Source organism: Pediococcus sp. M21F004, from assembly GCF_051122535.1.
GTDB lineage: Bacteria > Bacillota > Bacilli > Lactobacillales > Lactobacillaceae > Pediococcus > Pediococcus inopinatus.
Window position 1 is genome coordinate 1,949,794 of sequence record NZ_CP177314.1, and the last position, 21,076, is coordinate 1,970,869.

Annotated in this window: 22 protein-coding genes, 2 tRNA genes and 1 other RNA gene; 16 read left to right on the top strand and 9 right to left on the bottom strand. The window is 37.1% G+C overall.

Annotated features, from left to right (window positions below):
• Positions 1-3: 3 nt before the first annotated feature.
• Together ACLHK8_RS09685 and ACLHK8_RS09690 are read right to left on the bottom strand one after the other, a co-directional pair.
• Positions 4-816: a LicD family protein gene (locus tag ACLHK8_RS09685; RefSeq protein ID WP_057772267.1), complete on the bottom strand. Its 813-nt coding sequence runs from the start codon at positions 814-816 to the stop codon at positions 4-6.
• A gap of 66 nt (positions 817-882) precedes the next feature.
• Positions 883-1,047 carry a hypothetical protein gene (locus tag ACLHK8_RS09690; RefSeq protein WP_169790700.1) on the bottom strand — a complete coding sequence of 55 codons (165 nt, stop codon included), beginning with the start codon at positions 1,045-1,047 and terminating at the stop codon, positions 883-885.
• A 211-nt stretch (positions 1,048-1,258) separates the two neighbouring features.
• On the opposite strand from ACLHK8_RS09690, the gene ACLHK8_RS09695 reads away from it, so the two are divergent.
• The 3 genes from ACLHK8_RS09695 (at position 1,259) to ACLHK8_RS09705 (ending at position 3,007) form a co-directional block, all read left to right on the top strand.
• Positions 1,259-1,408, top strand: coding sequence for a hypothetical protein (locus ACLHK8_RS09695; protein WP_162841290.1), 150 nt, complete (start codon positions 1,259-1,261; stop codon positions 1,406-1,408).
• Between the two features lie 38 nt (positions 1,409-1,446).
• Positions 1,447-1,816, top strand: a transfer-messenger RNA (tmRNA) gene (gene ssrA, locus ACLHK8_RS09700).
• Positions 1,817-2,251: 435 nt separating this feature from the next.
• Positions 2,252-3,007: a hypothetical protein gene (locus ACLHK8_RS09705; RefSeq protein WP_057772271.1), complete on the top strand. Its 756-nt coding sequence runs from the start codon at positions 2,252-2,254 to the stop codon at positions 3,005-3,007.
• A gap of 410 nt (positions 3,008-3,417) precedes the next feature.
• Here ACLHK8_RS09705 and ACLHK8_RS09710 read toward each other — a convergent pair whose 3' ends face one another.
• From ACLHK8_RS09710 to ACLHK8_RS09725, 4 genes are all read right to left on the bottom strand, one after another.
• A complete protein-coding gene (locus ACLHK8_RS09710; RefSeq protein WP_057772273.1) occupies positions 3,418-3,669 on the bottom strand; it encodes a hypothetical protein in 252 nt (83 codons plus the stop codon).
• Between the two features lie 88 nt (positions 3,670-3,757).
• On the bottom strand, positions 3,758-3,967 hold the full coding sequence (locus ACLHK8_RS09715; protein ID WP_057772275.1) for a hypothetical protein: 210 nt from the start codon (positions 3,965-3,967) through the stop codon (positions 3,758-3,760).
• A 419-nt stretch (positions 3,968-4,386) separates the two neighbouring features.
• Positions 4,387-4,845 carry an NUDIX hydrolase gene (locus ACLHK8_RS09720; protein WP_057772279.1) on the bottom strand — a complete coding sequence of 153 codons (459 nt, stop codon included), beginning with the start codon at positions 4,843-4,845 and terminating at the stop codon, positions 4,387-4,389.
• A 32-nt stretch (positions 4,846-4,877) separates the two neighbouring features.
• On the bottom strand, positions 4,878-5,069 hold the full coding sequence (locus ACLHK8_RS09725; protein WP_057772282.1) for a hypothetical protein: 192 nt from the start codon (positions 5,067-5,069) through the stop codon (positions 4,878-4,880).
• 214 nt (positions 5,070-5,283) lie between these two features.
• On the opposite strand from ACLHK8_RS09725, the gene ACLHK8_RS09730 reads away from it, so the two are divergent.
• Complete coding sequence (locus tag ACLHK8_RS09730) at positions 5,284-6,012, top strand: response regulator transcription factor (protein ID WP_063697952.1); 729 nt, start codon at positions 5,284-5,286, stop codon at positions 6,010-6,012.
• An 8-nt stretch (positions 6,013-6,020) separates the two neighbouring features.
• Positions 6,021-7,466, top strand: a complete 1,446-nt coding sequence (locus ACLHK8_RS09735; RefSeq protein WP_063697971.1) for a sensor histidine kinase — start codon at positions 6,021-6,023, stop codon at positions 7,464-7,466.
• Positions 7,467-7,518: 52 nt separating this feature from the next.
• On the opposite strand, the gene ACLHK8_RS09740 is transcribed toward ACLHK8_RS09735, so the two are convergent.
• Complete coding sequence (locus ACLHK8_RS09740; RefSeq protein ID WP_057772286.1) at positions 7,519-8,385, bottom strand: class II fructose-bisphosphate aldolase; 867 nt, start codon at positions 8,383-8,385, stop codon at positions 7,519-7,521.
• A 399-nt stretch (positions 8,386-8,784) separates the two neighbouring features.
• Here ACLHK8_RS09740 and ACLHK8_RS09745 point away from each other — a divergent pair, with 399 nt between their 5' ends.
• The 6 genes from ACLHK8_RS09745 (at position 8,785) to ACLHK8_RS09770 (ending at position 14,564) form a co-directional block, all read left to right on the top strand.
• On the top strand, positions 8,785-9,654 hold the full coding sequence (locus ACLHK8_RS09745; protein ID WP_057772288.1) for a GRP family sugar transporter: 870 nt from the start codon (positions 8,785-8,787) through the stop codon (positions 9,652-9,654).
• Between the two features lie 160 nt (positions 9,655-9,814).
• Positions 9,815-11,170, top strand: coding sequence for a glucose-6-phosphate isomerase (locus tag ACLHK8_RS09750; RefSeq protein ID WP_057772290.1), 1,356 nt, complete (start codon positions 9,815-9,817; stop codon positions 11,168-11,170).
• A 173-nt stretch (positions 11,171-11,343) separates the two neighbouring features.
• Positions 11,344-12,198 (top strand): hypothetical protein, encoded by an 855-nt coding sequence (locus tag ACLHK8_RS09755; protein WP_057772292.1) that lies wholly within the window; start codon positions 11,344-11,346, stop codon positions 12,196-12,198.
• Between the two features lie 123 nt (positions 12,199-12,321).
• Positions 12,322-12,654, top strand: coding sequence for a toxin-antitoxin system HicB family antitoxin (locus ACLHK8_RS09760; RefSeq protein WP_057772294.1), 333 nt, complete (start codon positions 12,322-12,324; stop codon positions 12,652-12,654).
• Between the two features lie 239 nt (positions 12,655-12,893).
• The gene (locus tag ACLHK8_RS09765; RefSeq protein WP_057772425.1) at positions 12,894-13,727 is read left to right on the top strand and encodes an SPFH domain-containing protein; all 834 of its coding nucleotides are present in this window, start codon (positions 12,894-12,896) and stop codon (positions 13,725-13,727) included.
• Between the two features lie 138 nt (positions 13,728-13,865).
• Positions 13,866-14,564: a hypothetical protein gene (locus tag ACLHK8_RS09770; protein WP_057772296.1), complete on the top strand. Its 699-nt coding sequence runs from the start codon at positions 13,866-13,868 to the stop codon at positions 14,562-14,564.
• A 64-nt stretch (positions 14,565-14,628) separates the two neighbouring features.
• Here the strand turns inward: ACLHK8_RS09770 and ACLHK8_RS09775 are convergent.
• Both ACLHK8_RS09775 and ACLHK8_RS09780 read right to left on the bottom strand, forming a co-directional pair.
• A tRNA-Glu gene (locus tag ACLHK8_RS09775) sits at positions 14,629-14,701 on the bottom strand.
• A gap of 264 nt (positions 14,702-14,965) precedes the next feature.
• Positions 14,966-15,295, bottom strand: a complete 330-nt coding sequence (locus ACLHK8_RS09780; RefSeq protein ID WP_057772301.1) for a hypothetical protein — start codon at positions 15,293-15,295, stop codon at positions 14,966-14,968.
• A gap of 145 nt (positions 15,296-15,440) precedes the next feature.
• Between ACLHK8_RS09780 and ACLHK8_RS09785 the strand changes: the two genes are divergently transcribed.
• The 5 genes from ACLHK8_RS09785 to ACLHK8_RS09805 all read left to right on the top strand — a co-directional run bounded on the left by ACLHK8_RS09785 (position 15,441) and on the right by ACLHK8_RS09805 (position 21,030).
• Positions 15,441-15,512: transfer RNA gene (locus tag ACLHK8_RS09785), tRNA-Gln, on the top strand.
• Positions 15,513-15,865: 353 nt separating this feature from the next.
• Positions 15,866-16,405 (top strand): hypothetical protein, encoded by a 540-nt coding sequence (locus tag ACLHK8_RS09790; protein WP_057772303.1) that lies wholly within the window; start codon positions 15,866-15,868, stop codon positions 16,403-16,405.
• Positions 16,406-16,748: 343 nt separating this feature from the next.
• On the top strand, positions 16,749-17,411 hold the full coding sequence (locus ACLHK8_RS09795; RefSeq protein WP_057772305.1) for a TetR/AcrR family transcriptional regulator: 663 nt from the start codon (positions 16,749-16,751) through the stop codon (positions 17,409-17,411).
• On the top strand, positions 17,412-19,154 hold the full coding sequence (locus ACLHK8_RS09800; RefSeq protein WP_057772307.1) for an ABC transporter ATP-binding protein: 1,743 nt from the start codon (positions 17,412-17,414) through the stop codon (positions 19,152-19,154).
• Positions 19,147-21,030 carry an ABC transporter ATP-binding protein gene (locus ACLHK8_RS09805; protein WP_063697950.1) on the top strand — a complete coding sequence of 628 codons (1,884 nt, stop codon included), beginning with the start codon at positions 19,147-19,149 and terminating at the stop codon, positions 21,028-21,030. The genes ACLHK8_RS09800 and ACLHK8_RS09805 overlap by 8 nt, the downstream gene beginning before the upstream one ends.
• The last annotated feature ends 46 nt before the right edge of the window (positions 21,031-21,076 follow it).

Below are 21,076 nucleotides of genomic sequence, written 5' to 3' on the forward strand. Positions count from 1 at the left end.
TTTTTATTCGATGTTTTTTCCGTTTACGATTAAAGTATCCACATGTTTTTCTTTTTGATCACGGTCTGGTGGCAATGTCATGTAGTCATCATACATGCGTTTTAAAATGCGATCATAAGCCTCGGGAATCTTGACCTGAATATTTTCAAATTGGTGAGTTACTAGTTCTGAAATTTCGGCCTGATTCAAAACTTCCTTATCATAGGCATATTGGGAGGCATAATTTTTGTAATGATGGAAAGGCTCCTTATTATACAAACGCATGATGTTTTCGCGTTTTTCTTTGAGCTTAGCAACTGACATATAATGATCAAGGTCATTTGTTTCTGGATCTTTTCGGAAGGGCGTTTTGATAATGTTGTAGCCAAGTCGGATTAAAATTCGCGCATCAAAATAGCGAAAACGACTATACACAGCCCGCCGAATTTCTGGCTGACGGGGCACTTTATCAAAAGGAAAGATATCTACAAACACACCTTTTCGGGCGTCGTTAACGTTGTTTCGTTCTTTGATATAGGTATCAGTGTCAAGAATTTTCATATAGCTAAACGCAAAATTAGGATCTGTATCGGCGGTCTGCATGAAGTAATGCGTATTTTGGAGAAGGGCAGGTGTTAGCGAGGCAAACCGATCGTAATCGTCGCGGCGCATACCAATATCTACATCGTCATCCCAAGGAATAAAGCCATCATGCCGGATGGCACCCAAAAGAGAGCCACCAATTAAAAAGTATTTGATGTGGTTTGTATCACAAATTTCGGCCACTTTTTTCAATGTGTTTAGTTCGATACGATGTAATTCGCTGATTTGTGACATGCCGTTACCCCCACGTTTTCTAATACCTTAAGTTTACACTGTCGGAGCGATCTATGCCAACCTGACTTATTTATGAGTGAGCATGTGCCATAAATTGATTGTTGCCTCTAGCAACATGCCAATGGCCATCATGTACATTGCGATCATGTTTTGGTGGACAAAAACGAAGTAGGTTAGAACTAAATAGAAAATAAAGAATAGAATTGCGGTTAGTTTTGAATTGCCAGTCATAGTTGAACCTCCATATTATTGTTGATACTTCTATTCTAATTTAAAATGATTCTAATTTCCACAATAAATTGAAAACGATCCCATTAATTTTTAATTTTTCGTAAAATTGTGGGTTTAAATAGATGTTTTTTGGTTGACAATTATGGAGCGAACCCTTATCATTGGTACCTAGATTAGATATTAAATGCGAAGAATCGCGGAGGAATTTACAATGAGAAAAACCAAAAATGCGTTGTTAGAATATTTGCTTAAGAATGTCCAGAATGCTGATCTTGTTAATAAGTTATTGGTCACAATGGTTTCTCGTGGTCAAATTGCCCTGGTTCCAGCAACTAATTCAGCTTCACAACCACGCAAGTAGGGATTTTTTTATGCTTGTGTTATAGTGAATAGTGTTATGGGGTCGTTATGGATTCGACAGGTATAGGTTGAGTCTGGATTGCGCTTCGTAGGTTGCGTCTACGTTAAAACGCTCAGTTTATTATAACTGCAAAAAATAATAACAATTCTTACGCTTTAGCTGCTTAATTACAGCTTAGTGTAGATCTGCCTGGCATCGTCCATGTGTTAGATACAGGTCTTAAATTAAGTGGACTTACGCAACGCACTCCCATCTGAAGTGAGTTGAAGAGACTAATCAGATTAGCTAGTCAAGAGAACCATGCCATACGGTGTTTTGGCTAGTGAAACTTAAATAGTATGACTATGAGCGTAGATATCTAGGTGGCAATATGCTTGGACGCGGGTTCGATCCCCGCCGACTCCATTTTATCAATTTAATACCTGTCAATAGCCTTCAGAATGCCGGTTTTATGCGGTTTATCTTGAAGGCTATTTTCAATATTATGCACTGTTTTGCATCCAAACCTTTTGCACAAAAGATGGTTAAAGTGAACGGGTTCATGGGCTGAGAAGGTATACCAATTCAAAGTACCTTTTGTATTTGGCTGTTTTAGAACTTTATTTTATTATTCCAAACTTATTCGGTTCTAATGTGTCCGTTTTCGGTTTGATGTACATATTTTTTAATTCCCAATGAATCATTTACACATAATTATTCAAACACTCAAAATTCGCAAAATAGATTTTTTAATAAAATGTGTAATTAATCATTAAAAAAAGGTGGTTGATTGCATGATTTAAGGTGTATAATAAATTGTAGAAAGCGTTTTCAAACAACCGGTCAGTAGGGGGAGTGTATATCATGAAAAAAATAATGTTATTGATGTCAACTGTTTTAGTTTTGATATTTGGTTACTCCATGAAAGTGCATGCGGATAGTTCAACCGAAAATGATTTATCTACAATTAATGACAGTTTAGTAAAGAAAACTGCTGGCGATAATAGCCAGACTACTGTTGAAAGGGCAGTATCTGAATTAACAGATCAGCAAAAAGAAGTTTTATTAAATGAAACACAGTCCGTGATAAAAAAAGCAACCACAGAAGGTAATGATACTGGTTATATTTTAGAAGAGGCAAATTTAGGAAATGGATTTACTGTTCAAGTACAGTCTCAAGATGTCTCTGAAAACCAAGCAATAGGAAACAATGAACCGCTTCTTAGATCTTCCACAAGTGGACACTATGATATCACGAAGGCTTATGGGAACCGAGAATATATAATAACTGCCGGAGTTAATTGGAAAGGGCTTGGTTTTTATTCTCAACGACTTAATATGCACTATACTTTAAGTAACAGTGGTATCAAAATGCGATATTCGAACACTGCCGGTTCTTATAGTTATGTTTCGGGATTATCTACGTCATGCAAAACAACAGACTTTTCAGCAACTCATGTAGGAGCTAATGTCAATGCTTATGCCAAGTTTACTTGTAGCGGAATTCTATCAACGCCAGCTGGTGCAATAGATTATGTACATGGTGCTGTGAAAATAACTAGTTGGAGCAAAACTAATAAAAACATGAAATTGCACGAAAGTTGGTACTTGGAAAAATAATAGAAATTAAGGAGGGATGAAAAGGGTGCTGAATGTATTAACCACATTTTTAGTAATCATAATAGTTGCATGTATAGCAATATATATTAGTAAGCGAAAAAAATAATTGTGATGAATGTTTTATATAGTAGGAAGCGCTTTTGATTAGTAGTAAATATGAATAGTGTACTATTTTAAGAATTAAAGCAAAGGTTAGATCTCCAAAGTTAAATAAGAAGTTCTCACATTCAGATATTTGTTGATCGGATTGTTGAAAGTGTAAATAGTAGGCCAGAAAAACTAATTCTTTAAAAAAAATAGGTTTGAGATTTTCGTTTTGCTGAAAATCTCAAACCTATTATTTTGTGGAAATTAAATAAATTGACGTACAAAAAGCAATTTGAACTGAACCCCATAATTTGGAGTGAATTTTAAGCAACCAACTGGTCGGATAGGTTTCGGTATTGTACCGGAGTTTTTTCGGCCAGTTTTCTAGCCTTTCGGGTAGCAAGATAAACGATGCCCATAACGATGTATAAGAGGGCGACTAAAACGCCACTTGTACCAGATGTATGATTATTACCTTCTATGGCGTTACCAACTCCCGCAAACATGGATTGGAACAGAATAAATGCGGCTAAGACGATCATAAGAATGCCAATCACTAATTTTGTTGTTTTCATGTTATTTCTCCTTAAATGTTTTTAGATATAAATTATGAGATTTCTAAAGATTTAAATTTGGTGTATTACAAGTACGAATTTAGTTCAATTACTCCTCATCTTTTGATTCATCATGAAGCAAGTACTTTCCTTCTTGATCGTTGTTTTCGTTTGGAATCGTGTCTGGTGTTTCTTTAGGAGATTTTTCACCTGGTTCCATTGGATTGTCATTTTGCTCATCGTAACTCATATTACTGTCGGGGGCCCCGCGGCGATTTTCATCTTGTTTAAAAACGTCTTTGATCTTATCATCATGCATATAAATCACATCCTTAGTTAGTTTTTTTGGGTACTATTTTACTATATAGGTTGATTGACAGCGCTCGCAACTCTCGTGCTTATTTGATAATCTAAAACCGAAAATAAGGGAAACCTACAACGAGTTTTGCGAATTTGATGTAACGTTTTGGTGGTTTAAACATAAAATTACTGGTTTGTTAAAATTAGTATTCTAAAAAAATGTGGAGGAATGAGCAAAATGGTGTTCATTTTAGTGGCCAAGATTCATTTGGCGCATTAAGCCTTCCATTAGCAGAATTAAACGAAAAAAACGCCTCTCCCTTATTACTTAAGGCAAAAGCGTTTCTGGAACATGATTTATTTTTTGATAAAGCAGATCAAATCTTCTCAGATTGGAAAGTACTTGAGAAACCAAGTTATTAAACACAAGGATGATTGTTAAGAAATATCTTGCCAATATTGCGTAGTTTTGGGAAGCTCCTTCAAAAATTTAAAAATAGGTGGTTGCAACTTGGTTTGTTGGAGCTCAGAAAGAGATTTCCAAGCAGTCAGAGTCCCTTTATTTGTCTGATCGGGAATCGAGTCATCAGCAGCTAATAGGTATAACAAGATAACTTGTTGAAAACTTTCTGTTTCTAAATGGACCTGATGTTCAATTACCCATAGTAACCGTTTGATTTGAACATTAACGTGGAGTTCTTCACTGAACTCCCGTTGGATGGCTGCTTTAGATGATTCACCAAACTTAACCCGACCGCCAATAAAAACAAAATCGGCAGAAGGACTGGTAGTTTCACAGACTAATAGTTGATTTTTTCTTTCAATTATCCCGGCTGCTCGCAAATTAAATTCGTGATTATTATCTGAGAAACAAATGTCGTCGGATTCGCGTTCCAAACTATCACTTCCTAGCTTGACTTATAGCCATATTATACAACTTGTTCCTGCCGTTTCAACTCGCTATGTGGGATAATAAAGCTAGTTTCTGCAGCATCCATAAGGAAAACTTGCCAATTACTTTCCTCGTCCAACAAGCGGGTATCAATTTTTTTGACATAAGCGATCTGATTTTCGTTTACATAAAGGACCTCATCATCGGTGGTCTGAACTCGTAGTAACATAAAATTTCTCCTTTCGAAATGCCTAGATAGCAACTATAAAAAGAGTTTAACATGTGCAATTAGACTTTTTAACTATCTTGCTTATCAAAAACTTTTATGTAGACTTAATCTAAGGCTGATATGCTACTGAAGAAAATAATCCAAACGTTTCTAGGTTTACACGAACGTTTGAATTATACTAGTGATATGGATAACTTAGGGAAGAGGGACCACAATGAAAATTTTAATGATTGAAGATAATAAATCGGTATCCGAAATGATGGGGATGTTTTTTAAGAAAGAACAATGGGATGCACATTTTGCGTATGACGGCAATGAAGCAATTGATATGTTTAAGGCTACTCCCCACGACTGGGATATGATTACATTAGATTTAAACTTACCTGGTAAAGATGGGATGACGGTTAGTTCCGAAATTCGTCAGATTTCTCAAACAGTCCCGATTATTATGTTGACGGCTCGTGATTCAGAAAGTGATCAAGTATTAGGACTAGAAATGGGTGCCGACGATTATGTGACAAAACCGTTTAGTCCAATTACACTAATTGCGCGGATTAAGGCCCTTTATCGTCGTGCTCAGATGAATACAATCGGCGATAATACTCAACAGAATGGTGATCAAGCTGAAGACTTTGATGTGGAAACAAATAATTTTAAATTAAGTTCCTCAACACGAGAGGCTTACTTAGATGATAAATTAATTCCGGATCTAACTCCTAAAGAGTTTGATTTGCTTAAAACATTGGCTCAAAAACCAAAACAAGTTTTTTCACGAGAACAGCTACTGCAACTTGTTTGGGATTATGAATTCTACGGTGACGAGCGTACGGTTGATGCCCATATCAAAAAACTGCGTCAAAAGATTGAAAAAGTTGGCCCACAAGTCATTCAAACAGTTTGGGGAGTTGGCTATAAGTTCGATGATAGCAAAGCGGGGGATTAAGTATGAAACTGAAACTCCTATATCAACAAATGTTGGCATTTTTTGCCGTTATTTTTACAACACTAATTGTTTTCGGAATTGCATTCAGTCAGTTTTCTAGCCGAATGATTTACCAAGATACTTGGAAACAGCTTGAAGGCTATGCAGACAGTGTTTTTCAACAATCTGTAGTGGTTAGCACCAGCGGCGAGTTTGAGGGGATTCAAATTGCGGGATTGGAAAATAGTGAGCGATTGTTAGAAAACCAATCTGTGCATTTTACAATTTACAATAAGCAAAATACAATTGCGTATCCAAAGGCTAATTTTTCACCAACGATAAGTGCTGCACAGTGGAAGAAGTTGAAAAATGGTGAAACCATAACCAGGAAGTCAGACCGACGTCTTAATCAAGCGTCTAGTAAAAATCATCGTCCGACCACCGATATTATTAAACCCTACCGGAATCAAAAGGGAGATTTGATCGCCGTGATCTCAGTAGGGTCGCCTGTTTCTAATGTTGAATTAAATATGCGTAAAATCCGGCATAATTTACTGATCGCTTTTCTGATCTCAGGGCTGGTTTCAATTATCATTGCCTATGGTTTGGCTAAATATTCTGTTTCTAGAATCGATCGGATTCGAAAGGCTGCCCACAAAATTGGAAAAGGTAACTTTGATATTAAGGTTCCTACAAAGGGTAATGATGAAATTGATGGTTTAGCAACTGACTTTAATCACATGGCTATTTCGTTAAAGAAGTCAGACGAAGAAATTAAACGCCAAGAACAAAGACGGCGGGAATTTTTGGCGGATGCCGCTCACGAGATGCGAACGCCATTAACAACGATCAACGGTTTACTAGAAGGGCTGACCTACGATGCGATCCCAGAAGAGAGCCGTGAAGAAAGCTTGCAGTTGATGAGTAATGAAACGAAGCGACTAATTCGATTAGTAAATGATAATTTAGATTATGAAAAAATTCGGACTAATCAAATTGTGTTGGCGTGTCACAGCATTCCAGTGAGTCATATCGTGGAAAATTTAATGGAGCAATTGCAGAAAAAGGCTACTGAGGCCAAAGATAAATTTGTGGTGCAGGTTGGTGATGATGTAATTGTATATGCGGACTACGATCGGTTTGTTCAGATCCTGTTTAATATTATGCAAAATGCGATTCAGTTTACAAACGACGGGACAATTACAATTGAGGCTCACAATGATAAGGATAAGAATTGTGTGATTTCAATTAGCGATACTGGAATTGGCATGTCTGAGTCACAAATGAAGAACATTTGGGAACGGTACTATAAAGCGGATCCTTCTCGAAAGAACACCAAATATGGTGAATCTGGTTTAGGGATGGCCATTGTGCACCAGTTGGTGAAGGCACATGGTGGTGAAATTGTAGTTGATAGTACATTTGGAAAGGGAACAACCTTTACGGTGACTTTACCGCCGCAAAAAACTGAATAATAAAAAAAACCATCATTCAAATTTGAATGATGGCTTTTAATTATATTAATAATTATTTAGCAGATGGAGTACCGAACCAGTCAATACGACTTGTAACGATATCTTCAATTGCTTTTGTACCAGGTGCAAGCATCTTACGAGGGTCATAACCTTTAATATCATTTTGGTCATGTCCTTCTTCAATGTACTTACGGGTTGCTTTAGCAAAAGCAATCTGGCATTCTGTGTTAACGTTAACCTTTGAAACACCCATTGAAATAGCTTTTTGGATTTGTTCCTTAGGAATTCCTGAACCACCATGTAAAACAAGTGGTGTAGAAATTACGTCAGCTAATTCTTGGAGACGTTCGAACTTCAAACCAGTCCAGTTGTCAGGGTATTCACCATGAATGTTACCAATTCCACAAGCAAGGTAATCAACGCCAGTTGCAGCGATTTGTTTAGCTTCATCAACATCAGCTAATTCACCTTCACCAATGACACCATCTTCTTCTCCACCAATTGAACCAACTTCGGCTTCAACAGAGATGCCCTTAGCATGAGCCAACTTAACGATTTCCTTAGTTTTTTCTAAGTTTTCTGCGAATGGTAAATCATGACCATCAAACATAACAGAGTTGTAACCAACTTCGATACATTCTTTAGCAGCTTCGTAGTTACCATGGTCTAAATGCATGATAACTGGAACTGTGATGTTCATTGACTTGATGGTTTGTTGAACTAAGTTTAAACAAAGTTCGTAACCGCCCATGTACTTAGCAGCTCCCATAGAAGTTTGGATCAAAACAGGTGTACCTTTTTCTTGAGCAGCGCCAAGAATAGCACGAGTCCATTCCAAGTTGTTAGTGTTAAAAGCACCAACTGCATAATGACCTTTGCGAGCTTCAGCAAAGATTTCGTTACCGTTAACTAATGACATAAATAAAATCCTCCCAAAATATATTACAACGATGTGTAAAAGGTTGCGTTAAACGAACATTTCTATTTTAACACATTTGATTATGAAAATGCAGACTCATTTTTATATGACTAATCTATGGAAGGAAAGTCTAGATGATAAGCCAAAGAAGTGAAACAAAAAATGGAATTTAATTTTTAAACACGAATAATGTGACTATTTTTGGACTAGTCCAATATTTTTATGAACGAAAAATAAGGACGCTGAATCCCTGAAATATCAAGCATTGCAGTATAATGAAATTGGTATATCAATTAAATTTAATAATTTACCACTTGTAAAAACGGTTACTTTACTGTTAAAATGTTTCTTTGTCTTGGTATGGACATTAATTTTAGAGAGAATAAGGAGAATTTTAAAATGGGTATTATAATTGCACTGATTCCAGCGATTGCTTGGGGTAGTATTGGGCTTGTGTCTGGACGTCTAGGTGGAACAGCCCCACAACAAACATTAGGGATGACCATGGGAGCCATTGTATTTGCTGTATTTACTTGGTTCCTATATCAACCAACACTAACATCTAAAGTATGGATCGCAGGAGTTGTGTCTGGTTTATTCTGGGCCGTTGGTCAAGGAATGCAGTTTACATCAATGAAAAAAATCGGTGTTTCAAAAACAGTCCCATTATCAACTGGCTTACAACTTGCCGGAAACGCTTTGGCTGGGGTTTTAATTTGGCATGAATGGGCAACTGGAAAAACCATTACAATGGGGACCATTGCCGTTATCGCATTGATCGTTGGTGCTACTTTCACATCCTTACGAGATAAGAATGACAAAGAACACAATAAAGATGAAGATATGGGAGCTGGAATTCGTGCGCTAATTATTTCTACAATTGGGTACATCGGCTATACAGTTATTGTGCGTTTTGCCAACGTGAATGCTAAAGCTGTTATTTTGCCGCAAGCGATTGGGATGTTTGCCGGTGCTGTTATTTTTGTTTTTATTTCTAAAGCGGCCGTGACAGCATTTAAGAATCGTCATACTTGGGCTAATATGATTACTGGAATTATCTGGGGAGTCGGAAATATCTTCATGTTCTTGGCAATTCCAAGTGTTGGCCTTGCGATCAGCTACTCACTTGCTCAAGCCGGAATTGTAATTTCGACATTCGGTAGCATTTGGCTATTGGGCGAACATAAAACTCATCGTGAAATGCAATATGTTATTTTTGGATCGATTTTAATTATTGTGGGTTCAACTTTATTAGGAATGATGCAATAATTTTTAAAATTTCACTAGAAGAAACCGATGGCATCTAGCTTTCGGTTTTTTGTTTACTTTCTATTCATTAAATGAACTTTTGGTCACGCTTCAAATTTTAGTAATCGGGTGTATAATAAGTTAGTGAAATAATAAAAATATTAAGTGAGGTAATTAAATAATGGCACATATTTCGTTTGATAGCTCAGCAGTTTCTGAGTTTGTTCATGATAATGAGCTTGCTGAAATGCAACCACTTGTTACTGCTGCAGACAAAGAATTACGTGAAGGAACCGGTGCTGGTAAAGATTTCCGTGGATTCATTGACTTGCCAGTTGACTACGACAAGAAAGAATTTGCACGTATCAAGGAATCAGCTAAGAAGATTCAGAATAACTCTGAAGTTTTCGTAGCAATCGGTATTGGTGGCTCATACTTGGGCGCTCGTGCAGCAATTGATTTTCTTGGCAATACTTTCTACAATTTGCTTCCTAAAGAACAACGTGGTGGTATCCCTCAAGTATTTTTTGCCGGAAATTCAATTAGCTCAACTTACTTGACTGACTTAGTAAACTTGATTGGCGATCGTGACTTTTCTATTAATGTCATTTCAAAATCAGGAACAACTACAGAACCTTCAATTGCATTCCGTGTTTTGAAGGAAAAATTAATTGCTAAATATGGTAAAGATGGTGCTAAAGAACGTATCTTCGCTACAACTGACAAAGCAAAGGGTGCCTTGAAGGTAGAATCTGATGCTGAAGGTTACGAAGAATTCGTTGTGCCTGATGACATTGGTGGCCGCTTCTCAGTTCTTTCTGCTGTTGGTTTGTTACCAATCGCTGTTGCTGGCGGTGACATTGACCAATTAATGAAGGGTGCTGCAGATGGCCGTGATGCATATGCAAATCCTGATGTAACAAAGAACGATGCTTATAAATATGCTGCTTTACGTAACATTTTATATCGTAAAGGTTACACAACTGAATTGTTAGAAAACTTCGAACCAACGTTACAATACTTTGGCGAATGGTGGAAACAATTGATGGGTGAATCAGAAGGAAAAGATCAGAAGGGTATCTATCCTTCATCAGCTAACTTCTCAACTGATTTACATTCACTTGGCCAATACATTCAAGAAGGTCGTCGTAACCTCATGGAAACAGTTGTCAATGTTGACAAACCTAACCATGATTTGAATGTACCAAAGGAAGAGAAAAACTTGGATGGTCTTAAGTACTTGGAAGGCCGGACAATGGATGAAGTTAACAAGAAGGCTCATCAAGGGGTTACCTTGGCTCATAACGATGGTGGTGTGCCAGTTATGAATGTTAACATTCCTCAACAGGATGCTTATACATTGGGTTACATGATTTACTTCTTTGAAGCTGCTGTTGGTATTTCTGGCTACTTGAACGGAATCAACCCATTCAACCAACCAGGTGTTGAAGCTTACAAAAATAATATGTTTGCCTTGCTTGGCCGTCCTGGCTATGAAGCACAAACAAAAGAACTCAACGAACGTCTTGGCAAATAAGACTTGTTAGGGTTTTAGTGAATAAAGAATAAGTCTAGTGAGAAGCGGTAAATGAAAATTTTCTGTTTTAAAACTAGGCTTATTTTTTTGTTTAAAATTATGTACTTGTAATCGGTTCATTTTTTTAGTAACGTGAAAGCACGAGTTATTTAAAAGTCGAAAGGAAAATTCAAATGGCAGATAGTGAAATGTTCGAGAAAAAACGCGCTGATTATTTAAAGTTTAACGGAAATTATGCAGCAGGGACTTTTTTAGACAATAATATTCAGAAATCAAATTATACGAAAATTGCTTTAGTACCAACGATCGATACAATTCAGAATTGGTCAGATTTATATCAAAAATTCAATCTTGGTGAGAACTACTCAAACAAGCAATTTTGGCAAGATGAATCAAAGTATTTAGTAGATGTGACTCAGGCCAAAGAATGGCTGGAACAATTATTTAAGCAGGAATTTAATATCACAGCAGTTGGTGCAGAATTCTTGGAAGGGGTCGGAAATCGTTCTTCAGAAAACTCTGTTCAATTGACGGAAGCTGTTGACGCAGAAAATAATTGTTATTATATTTTGCAAAGCGGTTTTACAGCACTTGAAGCTAAAAGTAACGCGCTCAAAAAATCAGCCAAGTATGCTTACGATAAAGATGTGTTTACTGTTGATCAGGAAAATTATGTGACCTATGATGAACGCAATTTAGATAGTTTAATTGTTACCATGGTTAAAGAATATTTTGATCGAGAGATAGCGGCCGGGGAGCTTAAACAGAATTTACCAGCATTTAGAGTGTGTGGGACATTTAATGATTATGGAAAACCTGCGGAAGATGGCAATCGGCTTTGTACGATCATTAAAACAAGTCACAAAAATGAACTTGAACAACTCTCTGATACTGAACTGCTAAAAATGCTTGAAAATGGCAAACCGTTGTCGCAAGGGGTAACACGCAGTCGTTCGTGGAAAGCCAACGAACAACAGCGCCTTGAATGGTTACAAGCAGGTAAAAAAATGGCTCAATTCGAAAACTAATAAAATTAGGATGGCCTGTTTCAGATTTTTATTTGGAATAGGCTTTTTTATATTGACTCTGGTACGTAAATCGCTTACAATGGGTTTGATATCAGAATGATATTGAGAAGAGGCGATCAGTTCATGGCGAATGATAAAAAGGACAAGCGGTTTTTATTGCGTTTGGACCAGGAGCTTTACGATCGATTGGCCGAGGAAGCCAATCGAGCAAATCAGAGTGTCAATATGTACATTGTGAGTTTGCTATCAGATAATCATGGGACAAAAAGTTTTGAGAATCGGCAAATTATTGGCCAGACCGTTTTAGGAAAGGACTTAAACGTTGACCATGGACTTGCCTTTGTTTCAGGGATTTATTACCGTTATTTAATTAATGATAACGGGGATGTCGATACAACTGCAAAGTATGCGGTTATTGAGGCAAATGGAAACATATTAACGTTACAAAAAATTTAGCCATTTTGGGGGAGATAAGGATGGCAAATCAGCAAAAACATCAAGCGGGATTTTGGGGCCAAATGCAGGCGGCAATGAATGGTGAGTACGCGAATCAGTATCAAAAAGCGCAATTAAAAGCTATTCAGAGTAGGCAGCATGCGATATCCAAACCAGATAAGCGAGATCGACGAGCTAATCATGATAAACCAGAAAGAACAGTTCATGCACGAGTACCAGAAAAACGGAGGGGTTTAAATATGCCATTTGGATTAAGAATTGTGCCACAAAATAATCGTGGTCTAGTAGAAACATTAGGAAAATACAAACGGAGCGTTGATCCTGGATTTCATTTTTATTTTCCATTTTTTCAAAAAATTAAAAATGTGAGTTTAGCGATGGAACCTTTAGCACTACCAAACTATTCAATTATTACAAAGGATAATGCGGACGTTTCAGCTAGTTTAACGTTGAACTTCCATATTACCGATCCAGTGAAGTATCAATATGAAAATACAGATTCCGTTGAATCGATGGCCCAACTTGTTCGTGGGCATTTACGAGATATCATCGGACGGATGGACTTGAATGAGGCCTTAGGGTCGACTGCCAAAATTAACCAGGAATTGACATTGGCAATTGGCGATTTGACGAACACATACGGAATTAATGTGGATCGAATTAATATTGATGAATTAACACCTTCTCGTGCCATTCAAGAAGCAATGGATAAACAATTGACGGCTGATCGTGAACGAGTGGCAACCATCGCTAAAGCAGAAGGGGAAGCCAAATCTATTGAATTGACTACTAAAGCTAAGAATGATGCGCTAATGGCGACTGCCAAAGCAGAAGCGGATGCAACTAAAACACGTGCCAATGCTGAGCGTTACCGGATTGATACCGTTCAAGCTGGATTAGCAGAAGCTACCGAAAAATATTTCCAAAATCAATCTATCAATGCTTTTTCTGATTTAGCAAAGTCTGATACAAATTTGGTGGTTGTGCCTTCAGATAGTGCGGAAGAATTTGGTAAACTGCCAGTGGTCGGAAAATTACTTGGTACGAAAGACGATAAAAATACGACGTTATAAAATTTCATAAGAATAGAGTTACTCTGAGGTGTATAAGGAGTAACTTTTTTTATTTACGGAATATTATTAAAAATAGTTAGAAAGCGGTATTATAGTACCGATGTATGAATAGGTTTGTCAAAATGGTAGGAGATCATTGTGCGCAAACAGGCTGTAGTTAATTTTATCGAAAGAGCCGTAGGGGTTATTTTGTTGATCCTGCTTTACATGAGAATTACCAATTACTATCAGCTTACACGAAGACGGGTAACTACGTATTCGATGGGGTTACATTTTTATATTGGTTCCTTGTGGATTTTATCTGTTTTAGTAGTTGTAATTATGGTTCTGTTTTTCTTTTATGGGGATCGTTCTTATTCTGCTAAACATATTGGGTTAGCAGGAGCCTTATTGATTGTGGGATTGGGCGTCGTTTTTCAATTTATCAATCAACCGGATTATACAAAGAATCATGTAACACCAATTCCGATCTCTGCAACCAAAGCCGTTCAAGAAATTCAGAAAAAAAGATATAGCTCTTATGACACGGAAATATATTTTTATAATTCGGACAGCAAACATTATCCCAAGGTACGTAAGGAAATTCGGCGTTATTCATTGAGTGCACAAGAGGACTTCTATAGCATTGATTTGAAAAATATTCGTACCAAATTAGGCTCAAAAAAATATCTTGCATTCATCAAGAAGACTGGAATTAAAAGTCAAAACGTCATGGTGATCACCTATCGGGAAGATGGACATAACAAGATTAAAACCTTCAATAAATTAGAAAATCGGCATGCTTTACTCCAGTTTGTAAACTATATTAGTGACAATGTCGAAATGACGTATTTTTAAAAAGAAAAATAAGCCTCAAAACACTGATTTAACAATGCTTTGAGGCTTATTTTTTGCTTAATTATAGCCCGCACGGGGATCGAACCCGTAGCTCCGCCTTGAGAGGGCGACGTCTTAAACCAATTTGACCAGCGGGCAATTAGTCAATTAGTACTTTTCTAATTTATCGTATTTGGGACTTAAAGTCAATACCTTAGCTGTTAATTCACTTTTTTCGTGCCAGAAAAGTCAGATAAATTAAGCTGATAAATAAGTACATCCAATAAACGAATATTGCGATAAGAATGTATGGAATGAACGAATAGGGCAATAAACTTTCGCTGACCAAGCAAAGAATCGCGATTACTGCCCAGATGACCAGTTTTTGTTTGGTGTCGGCGAGGGCTGCTTTAAGTTCCTTCTTACTCATAAGTCAACTCAAGCATATAGGCTTTTTGTTTTAGGATATGAGCAGTCGTTACCCAAACTTCGTGATAAGTTTTTGTTGGCCTAGTAGTATAGGTATTAAAATGATCAAGCAAAGTACGGTATTTAGCAACAAAATCATCAGATAGACGGTCGACAAGTAACGTTTCATCTGGAAAATAGATTTCTGGATTTGCTACATGCATTGTGTCGTTTATATTTAATTGCACCACATTTGTATATCCCAGCGTATTGACAGCGGCACGGTCTGGATGATTATAAACTTGTGATAAAACATTATAAATTGAATCAGAATTTGTAGCCATATTTTCACCTCGTAACATTACCTTTATTGTAGCAAAAACCAAGGTAGTTGTCAGATGTTCACAACTTTCAATGAAAATCGGCAAAATAAAAGAAGACTTATTGACAGTTTGGCGGAAAGACGGTAATATTATAGAGGTAATTTAGTGGGCATTCGCCAAATGGTAAGGCCTCGGACTCTGAATCCGTAATTTACTGGTTCGATCCCAGTATGCCCAATAATTTTAAATATTGAAGCTGTTATATGACGTTAAAATGTTGTATAGCAGCTTTTTTTGATTCATTAAATAAAAGTGCAACTTTTTCCAGTGTTTATACCACTAATAGGTGAAAGGGGGTAAGCCACGTGAACAAAGTCAAAATTAGAATTGTCAAACGAGCTATGCATGGAAATCAACAAGCATTTACTGAAATTATGATGGAGCAGGCAGATTAAAGGAGCAGTTCCTAAAAGAACGATTAATTTTCCGATTGTATTTACGAGCTTCAAGAGAAACTTTGGTCGCTGGGCATTTAACCTACATCTTTCCCCTAGCAAAGTTACTTCACGCAAATTGAACGGTAGGTTAACTTTGGCAAACGGTGATGTTAAATTAAGAGTTCTTGGGATTGATGAATACGTCGGTGGAACCGGTTTAATAAAGTTTCGGTTAGCACAAAGATACAGCAAAGATCAATTAGCAATATTTAAAATCTTGGTTAACAAAAGTAAAAAGGATTATCTACTGGATGCGAATGCAGTCTCTATTAGCGGGAACGGAAAAAATCAAATTGTTGGATATAAAATAAAAAAAATGCCTAAACAAATTAAGGATTTAACAATTGAGTCAAGCTTGGATAAGCCTGAGGTTACCTCAAGAACATCTCTTAAAAAGATTCCGATGACTGTTAAGGCAAAACGAAGTAATTCTGTATATAAATTTAAAAAAGCAGTTTTACAAAATGGTAAATTAACCGTCCGCTATGAGTTTACTGGTATGGATGGATCTGTTCATGATTTTTTGAAGAATAATAATGTTGTTTCAGGATTTGCAATTATGGCAAAGACTTACCAGGATAACGGTAATGACAGTGTTTTCGGTAAGGATTATCTTGATAAAAGTAAACACTGATTAATTAGTGCCAAAAATCATGAGTATGAAGCAACATTTAATTTAAATAAAAAATCAGGATTAAAAAAATTAAATCTAAGTCAACTTCAATTACAGGTCGATTTTGAATACTTGCACGCAACAACAGATTTAGGTAAAAAGACAATTCAAATTTACAAGTAAGTTTATTTACGGCACACCTGAACGATCTTAATAAAAGGTCATTCAGGTGGCTTTTTGATTTAGATAACAAAATTTAATCTTAGAAATTTAAACAGGAATGTTCATAAATTTCGTGTTGCAAAAGCATGGATTAAGCGTATAATCATCAATTATGACAGTGTGTCATTTTGAGGAGGAAGAGATGCCAAAAGCAACGTATTTCAATCTGAACAAAGAGAAAAAAGCACGATTGATGCAAGCTGCACAGCATGAATTTTCTCGTGCATCACTTGAAGAAGTATCAGTTAGTGCAATTGTTGAAGATGCGCAAATTCCGCGAGGCAGTTTTTATCAGTATTTTGAAAATAAAGAGGATCTTTATTTTTATTTTCTAGGAAACTTGATGACGGATATGGAGCAACATTTTTTCGATATGTTGGAAAAAACGCATGGCGACATATTTAAATCAATGAAGTATTTCTTTGATTTTGCGGTAGGAGAAATTACTGAAGGACCAAATGCGGATATTTTTAAGAATGTTGGATCAAACGATTTTCAGCGCGATCATCATTCGAAGCATTTTGGAAAGGATCATCATAAACATCCATTTTTCCAAAGTATGCAGGCAGTTGAGGACAAGATTAGCAAAATGGTTGATCGGTCTAAACTTCGCATTAATAACGATGCAGAGTTAAAGGCATTGCAACGATTAATCTTCACTGTTTTTGTTCACGCGATTGGTCATTATTTTCGTTCTCAAAAAGAAGAGTCACCCGAAACAATTGCCGATGCCAAAGCCGAATTTGCAACGACATTGGATTGGATTGCAAATGGCGCACTAAAATCAAAAAAGGAGCTTGGTTAAATGCTTAAATTATCACGAAAATACTTGGCCTGGTGGGCAGTAGTCATTGGGACCGTATTTTTAATTGTTCAGGTCATATGTGATTTGTGGTTACCGAATATCACTTCAGATATTATTAATAACGGAGTTGCCAAAAGTGATATCTCATATATTTGGAACTCAGGTTATAAAATGTTAGCAATCTCATTTTTAGGGGTATTAGCAGCGGCAGTAAACGTCTATTTTGCAGCAACGCAATCCCAGAAAATGGGTAGTAAAATTCGTGACGCTCTTTTTAAGAAAGTTTCATTTTTATCAAATCATGAATTTGAAAAATTTGGGGACGCATCTTTAATTACACGGACAACCAATGATGTTATTCAAATTCAAAATGTGATGGTTATGATCTTACGAATGATGCTTCAGTCACCAATAATGTTGGTTGGTGCCGGGATTATGGCGTACAACAAACAACCAGCATTAACTGCTGTTTTCTTGGTAGCTATCCCAGTGCTTGTCTTTTTTGTTGGAATTATTATGTATTTTGCAGTACCGCTTTTTCAAGGGATGCAAAAGAAGATTGACCGAATTAACCTGGTCTTCCGGGAAGGGTTAACAGGGGTTCGGGTTATTCGAGCCTTTAATCGGGACAAGTTCGAACAAGATCGTTTTGGGGATGCCAACAAAGATTATACGCATACCGCAATCAAAGTCTTTACGATTGTTTCCTTTATGTTCCCAATCATGACTTTAATTATGAGCGGAACTAATATGGGAATTATCTGGTATGGAGCCAAGTTAATCTCTAATCAAACTATGCAAGTGGGAAATTTGGTTGCATTCATGACTTACGCAGCTCAGATTTTAATGAGTTTTATGATGCTTTCCATGGTCTTTGTTTTGGTTCCTCGTGCTTCAGCATCCGCAAAACGAATTAATGAAGTTTTGGAAATGAAAAATAGTGTCAAGGATCCGGAGCAACCTGTTTCAACTAAAGACGAAACAAAGGCGGCTTCGTTAGAATTTCAGAATGTTGATTTTCGATATAAAGGTGCAGAAGATTTAGCAATTGATGGGGCAAACTTTAAAGCTACAGCTGGGCAAACAGTTGCTATTATCGGAGGTACTGGTTCTGGTAAATCAACCCTTGTGAGTTTAATTCCTCGTTTCTTTGATCCCGAAAAAGGGGAAATCTTAATTAACGGAACTGACGTTAAAACATTGAGTCAAAAAGATGTGCATGCTCAGGTTTCATTAGCACAGCAAAAATCCGTCCTTTTCCGAGGAACAATTAGAGAAAACATGCAATTTGGTAATCCTGATGCAACGGATGACGAAATTTGGCATGCAATGGAAATTGCTCAAGCAACTGAATTTATTCATAAAGATGAGGATGGTTTGGATGCTTGGGTAGAACAAGATGGAGATAACTTCTCTGGTGGTCAAAAACAACGGTTGACGATTGCTAGGACATTAGTTAAACAAGCTCCAGTATACGTCTTTGACGATTCATTCTCAGCGCTTGATTTCAAAACCGATGCTGAATTACGGCATTCTTTGCGTGAGGATAGTCAAATCCAAAAGAGTGTGGTTGTAATTGTTGCTCAACGAATCGCGACAGTGGCTGATGCTGATCTAATCTTGGTTATCGACAAGGGTAAGATTGTAGGCCAAGGGACGCATCAAGAACTAAAAGCCAATAATGATACTTATCGAGAGATTATTGACTCACAAATCAAGAAGGGAGATCAGGTAAATGGCTAAAAATAATGAACGAGCGCCACAACGTACTGGTGGTCACGGTGGCCATGGTCCAGGAATGGGTATGGCAGTTGAAAAGCCACAACATTTTTGGAAAACGACTGGTCGCTTACTTCGCTATCTCTCTCCTTGGATGGTAATGGTTGTGCTAGTTTTGATTATGGCTGGTGTTTCTGTTGTGCTTCAGATTAATGCCCCTAAGGTTTTAGGAAAAGCGACAACTGAGATATTTGCAGGTGTTATGAAGGGCCAGGCCCAAATGAAGGCCGGCATTGCGCTTCATACACTGCCAATCAACTTCACAAAAATTATCCATATTTTGGCCACAGTTGGTATTTTATATGGTTTATCAGCCCTGTTTAGTTTTGCACAACAGGCCATTATGACCCAAGTGTCACAACGAGCAGTTTATCAAATGCGGAAAGATTTCAAAGCTAAGTTACAACGTGTACCTGTTTCATATTATGATACCCATTCTAATGGGGATGTCATGAGTCGAATGTCTAATGATATGGATAACATCTCTGGAACTTTGCAGCAAAGTTTGACGCAGTTAGTTACGAGTGTTTTCCAATTTGTTGGTGTGCTCTACATGATGTTGACGATTAGTTGGAAACTAACGCTGATTGCCGTTTTGACGGTACCCCTAAGTTTAATTGTGGTCGCAGTTGTGGCACCGAAGTCACAAAAATTCTTTAGTGGTCAGCAAAAGCATCTTGGCTTGTTAAATGATCAAATTGAAGAAACTTATGCCGGACATACTGTGGTAAAGAGTTTTAATCATGAAGACAAGGCAATCCAAGATTTCAAAAAAGAAAATGATCAGTATTTAAACTATGCTTGGAAGGCACAATTTGTTTCTGGTTTAATTATGCCGTTAATGAACTTTATTAAAAACTTAGGGTATGTTTTCGTTGCGGTTGTTGGTGGTGTTGAGGTTGCTAATGGTCAGATCACATTAGGTAATGTACAGGCATTCTTACAGTACACACAACAGTTTTCACAACCAATAACCCAGATTGCCAACTTAACAAATACGATTCAGTTGACAATTGCTTCTGCGGAACGAATTTTTGCCGTGATTGATGAACCTGAAATGGAAGAAACCCACGTCGACATTGCCGATGTTAAGAATCCAAAGGCAGAAGTTGTCTTTGATCATGTTGATTTTCAATATGTTGAAGATACACCTTTAATTCAGGACTTTAATCTGGATGTCAATTCTGGAGAAATGGTGGCCATTGTTGGACCAACTGGAGCCGGAAAAACAACGATCATTAATTTACTTGAACGTTTTTATGATATTAAAGACGGTTCCATTAAATTAGACAGTGTGGATACTCGAAATTTGAGTCGTGCTCAGTTACGTTCTGAATTTGCAATGGTTCTTCAGGATACCTGGTTGTTCACAGGTACCATTCGTGAAAACATCAAGTATGGTCGCGAAGATGCAACTGATGACGATATGGTTGAGTCTGCGAAGGCAGCACATGCCGATTCCTTTATTCGTCAGTTACCAGATGGTTATGATACTGTGCTTAACGAATCTGCAACAAATATTTCCCAAGGACAGCGGCAATTATTAACAATTGCACGAGCATTCTTGGCAGACCCTAAAGTTCTTATCTTAGATGAAGCGACTAGTTCGGTTGATACCCGTACAGAAGTCTTGATTCAAAAAGCGATGAATAAATTGCTTAAGAACCGGACAAGTTTCGTGGTTGCCCATCGACTATCAACAATTCGGAATGCCCAAAATATCGTGGTTGTGAACCATGGTCAAATTGTGGAAACCGGAAATCATGATAGCTTAATGGAACAAAATGGTTTTTATGCGGATCTATATAACAGTCAGTTTTCTGGTAATGAAGTTATTTAAACCTTAATTTTAAAAATAAAAAATCCATTATTCAAAAGTTGTTTCA

Bases quoted from the DNA above. Each gene is read 5' to 3' on its own strand.
- ACLHK8_RS09685 (WP_057772267.1), bottom strand. From the start codon at position 816: ATGTCACAAATCAGCGAATTACATCGTATCGAACTAAACACATTGAAA.
- ACLHK8_RS09690 (WP_169790700.1), bottom strand. From the start codon at position 1,047: ATGACTGGCAATTCAAAACTAACCGCAATTCTATTCTTTATTTTCTAT.
- ACLHK8_RS09695 (WP_162841290.1), top strand. From the start codon at position 1,259: ATGAGAAAAACCAAAAATGCGTTGTTAGAATATTTGCTTAAGAATGTC.
- ACLHK8_RS09705 (WP_057772271.1), top strand. From the start codon at position 2,252: ATGAAAAAAATAATGTTATTGATGTCAACTGTTTTAGTTTTGATATTT.
- ACLHK8_RS09710 (WP_057772273.1), bottom strand. From the start codon at position 3,669: ATGAAAACAACAAAATTAGTGATTGGCATTCTTATGATCGTCTTAGCC.
- ACLHK8_RS09715 (WP_057772275.1), bottom strand. From the start codon at position 3,967: ATGCATGATGATAAGATCAAAGACGTTTTTAAACAAGATGAAAATCGC.
- ACLHK8_RS09725 (WP_057772282.1), bottom strand. From the start codon at position 5,069: ATGTTACTACGAGTTCAGACCACCGATGATGAGGTCCTTTATGTAAAC.
- ACLHK8_RS09730 (WP_063697952.1), top strand. From the start codon at position 5,284: ATGAAAATTTTAATGATTGAAGATAATAAATCGGTATCCGAAATGATG.
- ACLHK8_RS09740 (WP_057772286.1), bottom strand. From the start codon at position 8,385: ATGTCATTAGTTAACGGTAACGAAATCTTTGCTGAAGCTCGCAAAGGT.
- ACLHK8_RS09745 (WP_057772288.1), top strand. From the start codon at position 8,785: ATGGGTATTATAATTGCACTGATTCCAGCGATTGCTTGGGGTAGTATT.
- ACLHK8_RS09750 (WP_057772290.1), top strand. From the start codon at position 9,815: ATGGCACATATTTCGTTTGATAGCTCAGCAGTTTCTGAGTTTGTTCAT.
- ACLHK8_RS09755 (WP_057772292.1), top strand. From the start codon at position 11,344: ATGGCAGATAGTGAAATGTTCGAGAAAAAACGCGCTGATTATTTAAAG.
- ACLHK8_RS09760 (WP_057772294.1), top strand. From the start codon at position 12,322: ATGGCGAATGATAAAAAGGACAAGCGGTTTTTATTGCGTTTGGACCAG.
- ACLHK8_RS09765 (WP_057772425.1), top strand. From the start codon at position 12,894: ATGCCATTTGGATTAAGAATTGTGCCACAAAATAATCGTGGTCTAGTA.
- ACLHK8_RS09780 (WP_057772301.1), bottom strand. From the start codon at position 15,295: ATGGCTACAAATTCTGATTCAATTTATAATGTTTTATCACAAGTTTAT.
- ACLHK8_RS09795 (WP_057772305.1), top strand. From the start codon at position 16,749: ATGCCAAAAGCAACGTATTTCAATCTGAACAAAGAGAAAAAAGCACGA.
- ACLHK8_RS09800 (WP_057772307.1), top strand. From the start codon at position 17,412: ATGCTTAAATTATCACGAAAATACTTGGCCTGGTGGGCAGTAGTCATT.
- ACLHK8_RS09805 (WP_063697950.1), top strand. From the start codon at position 19,147: ATGGCTAAAAATAATGAACGAGCGCCACAACGTACTGGTGGTCACGGT.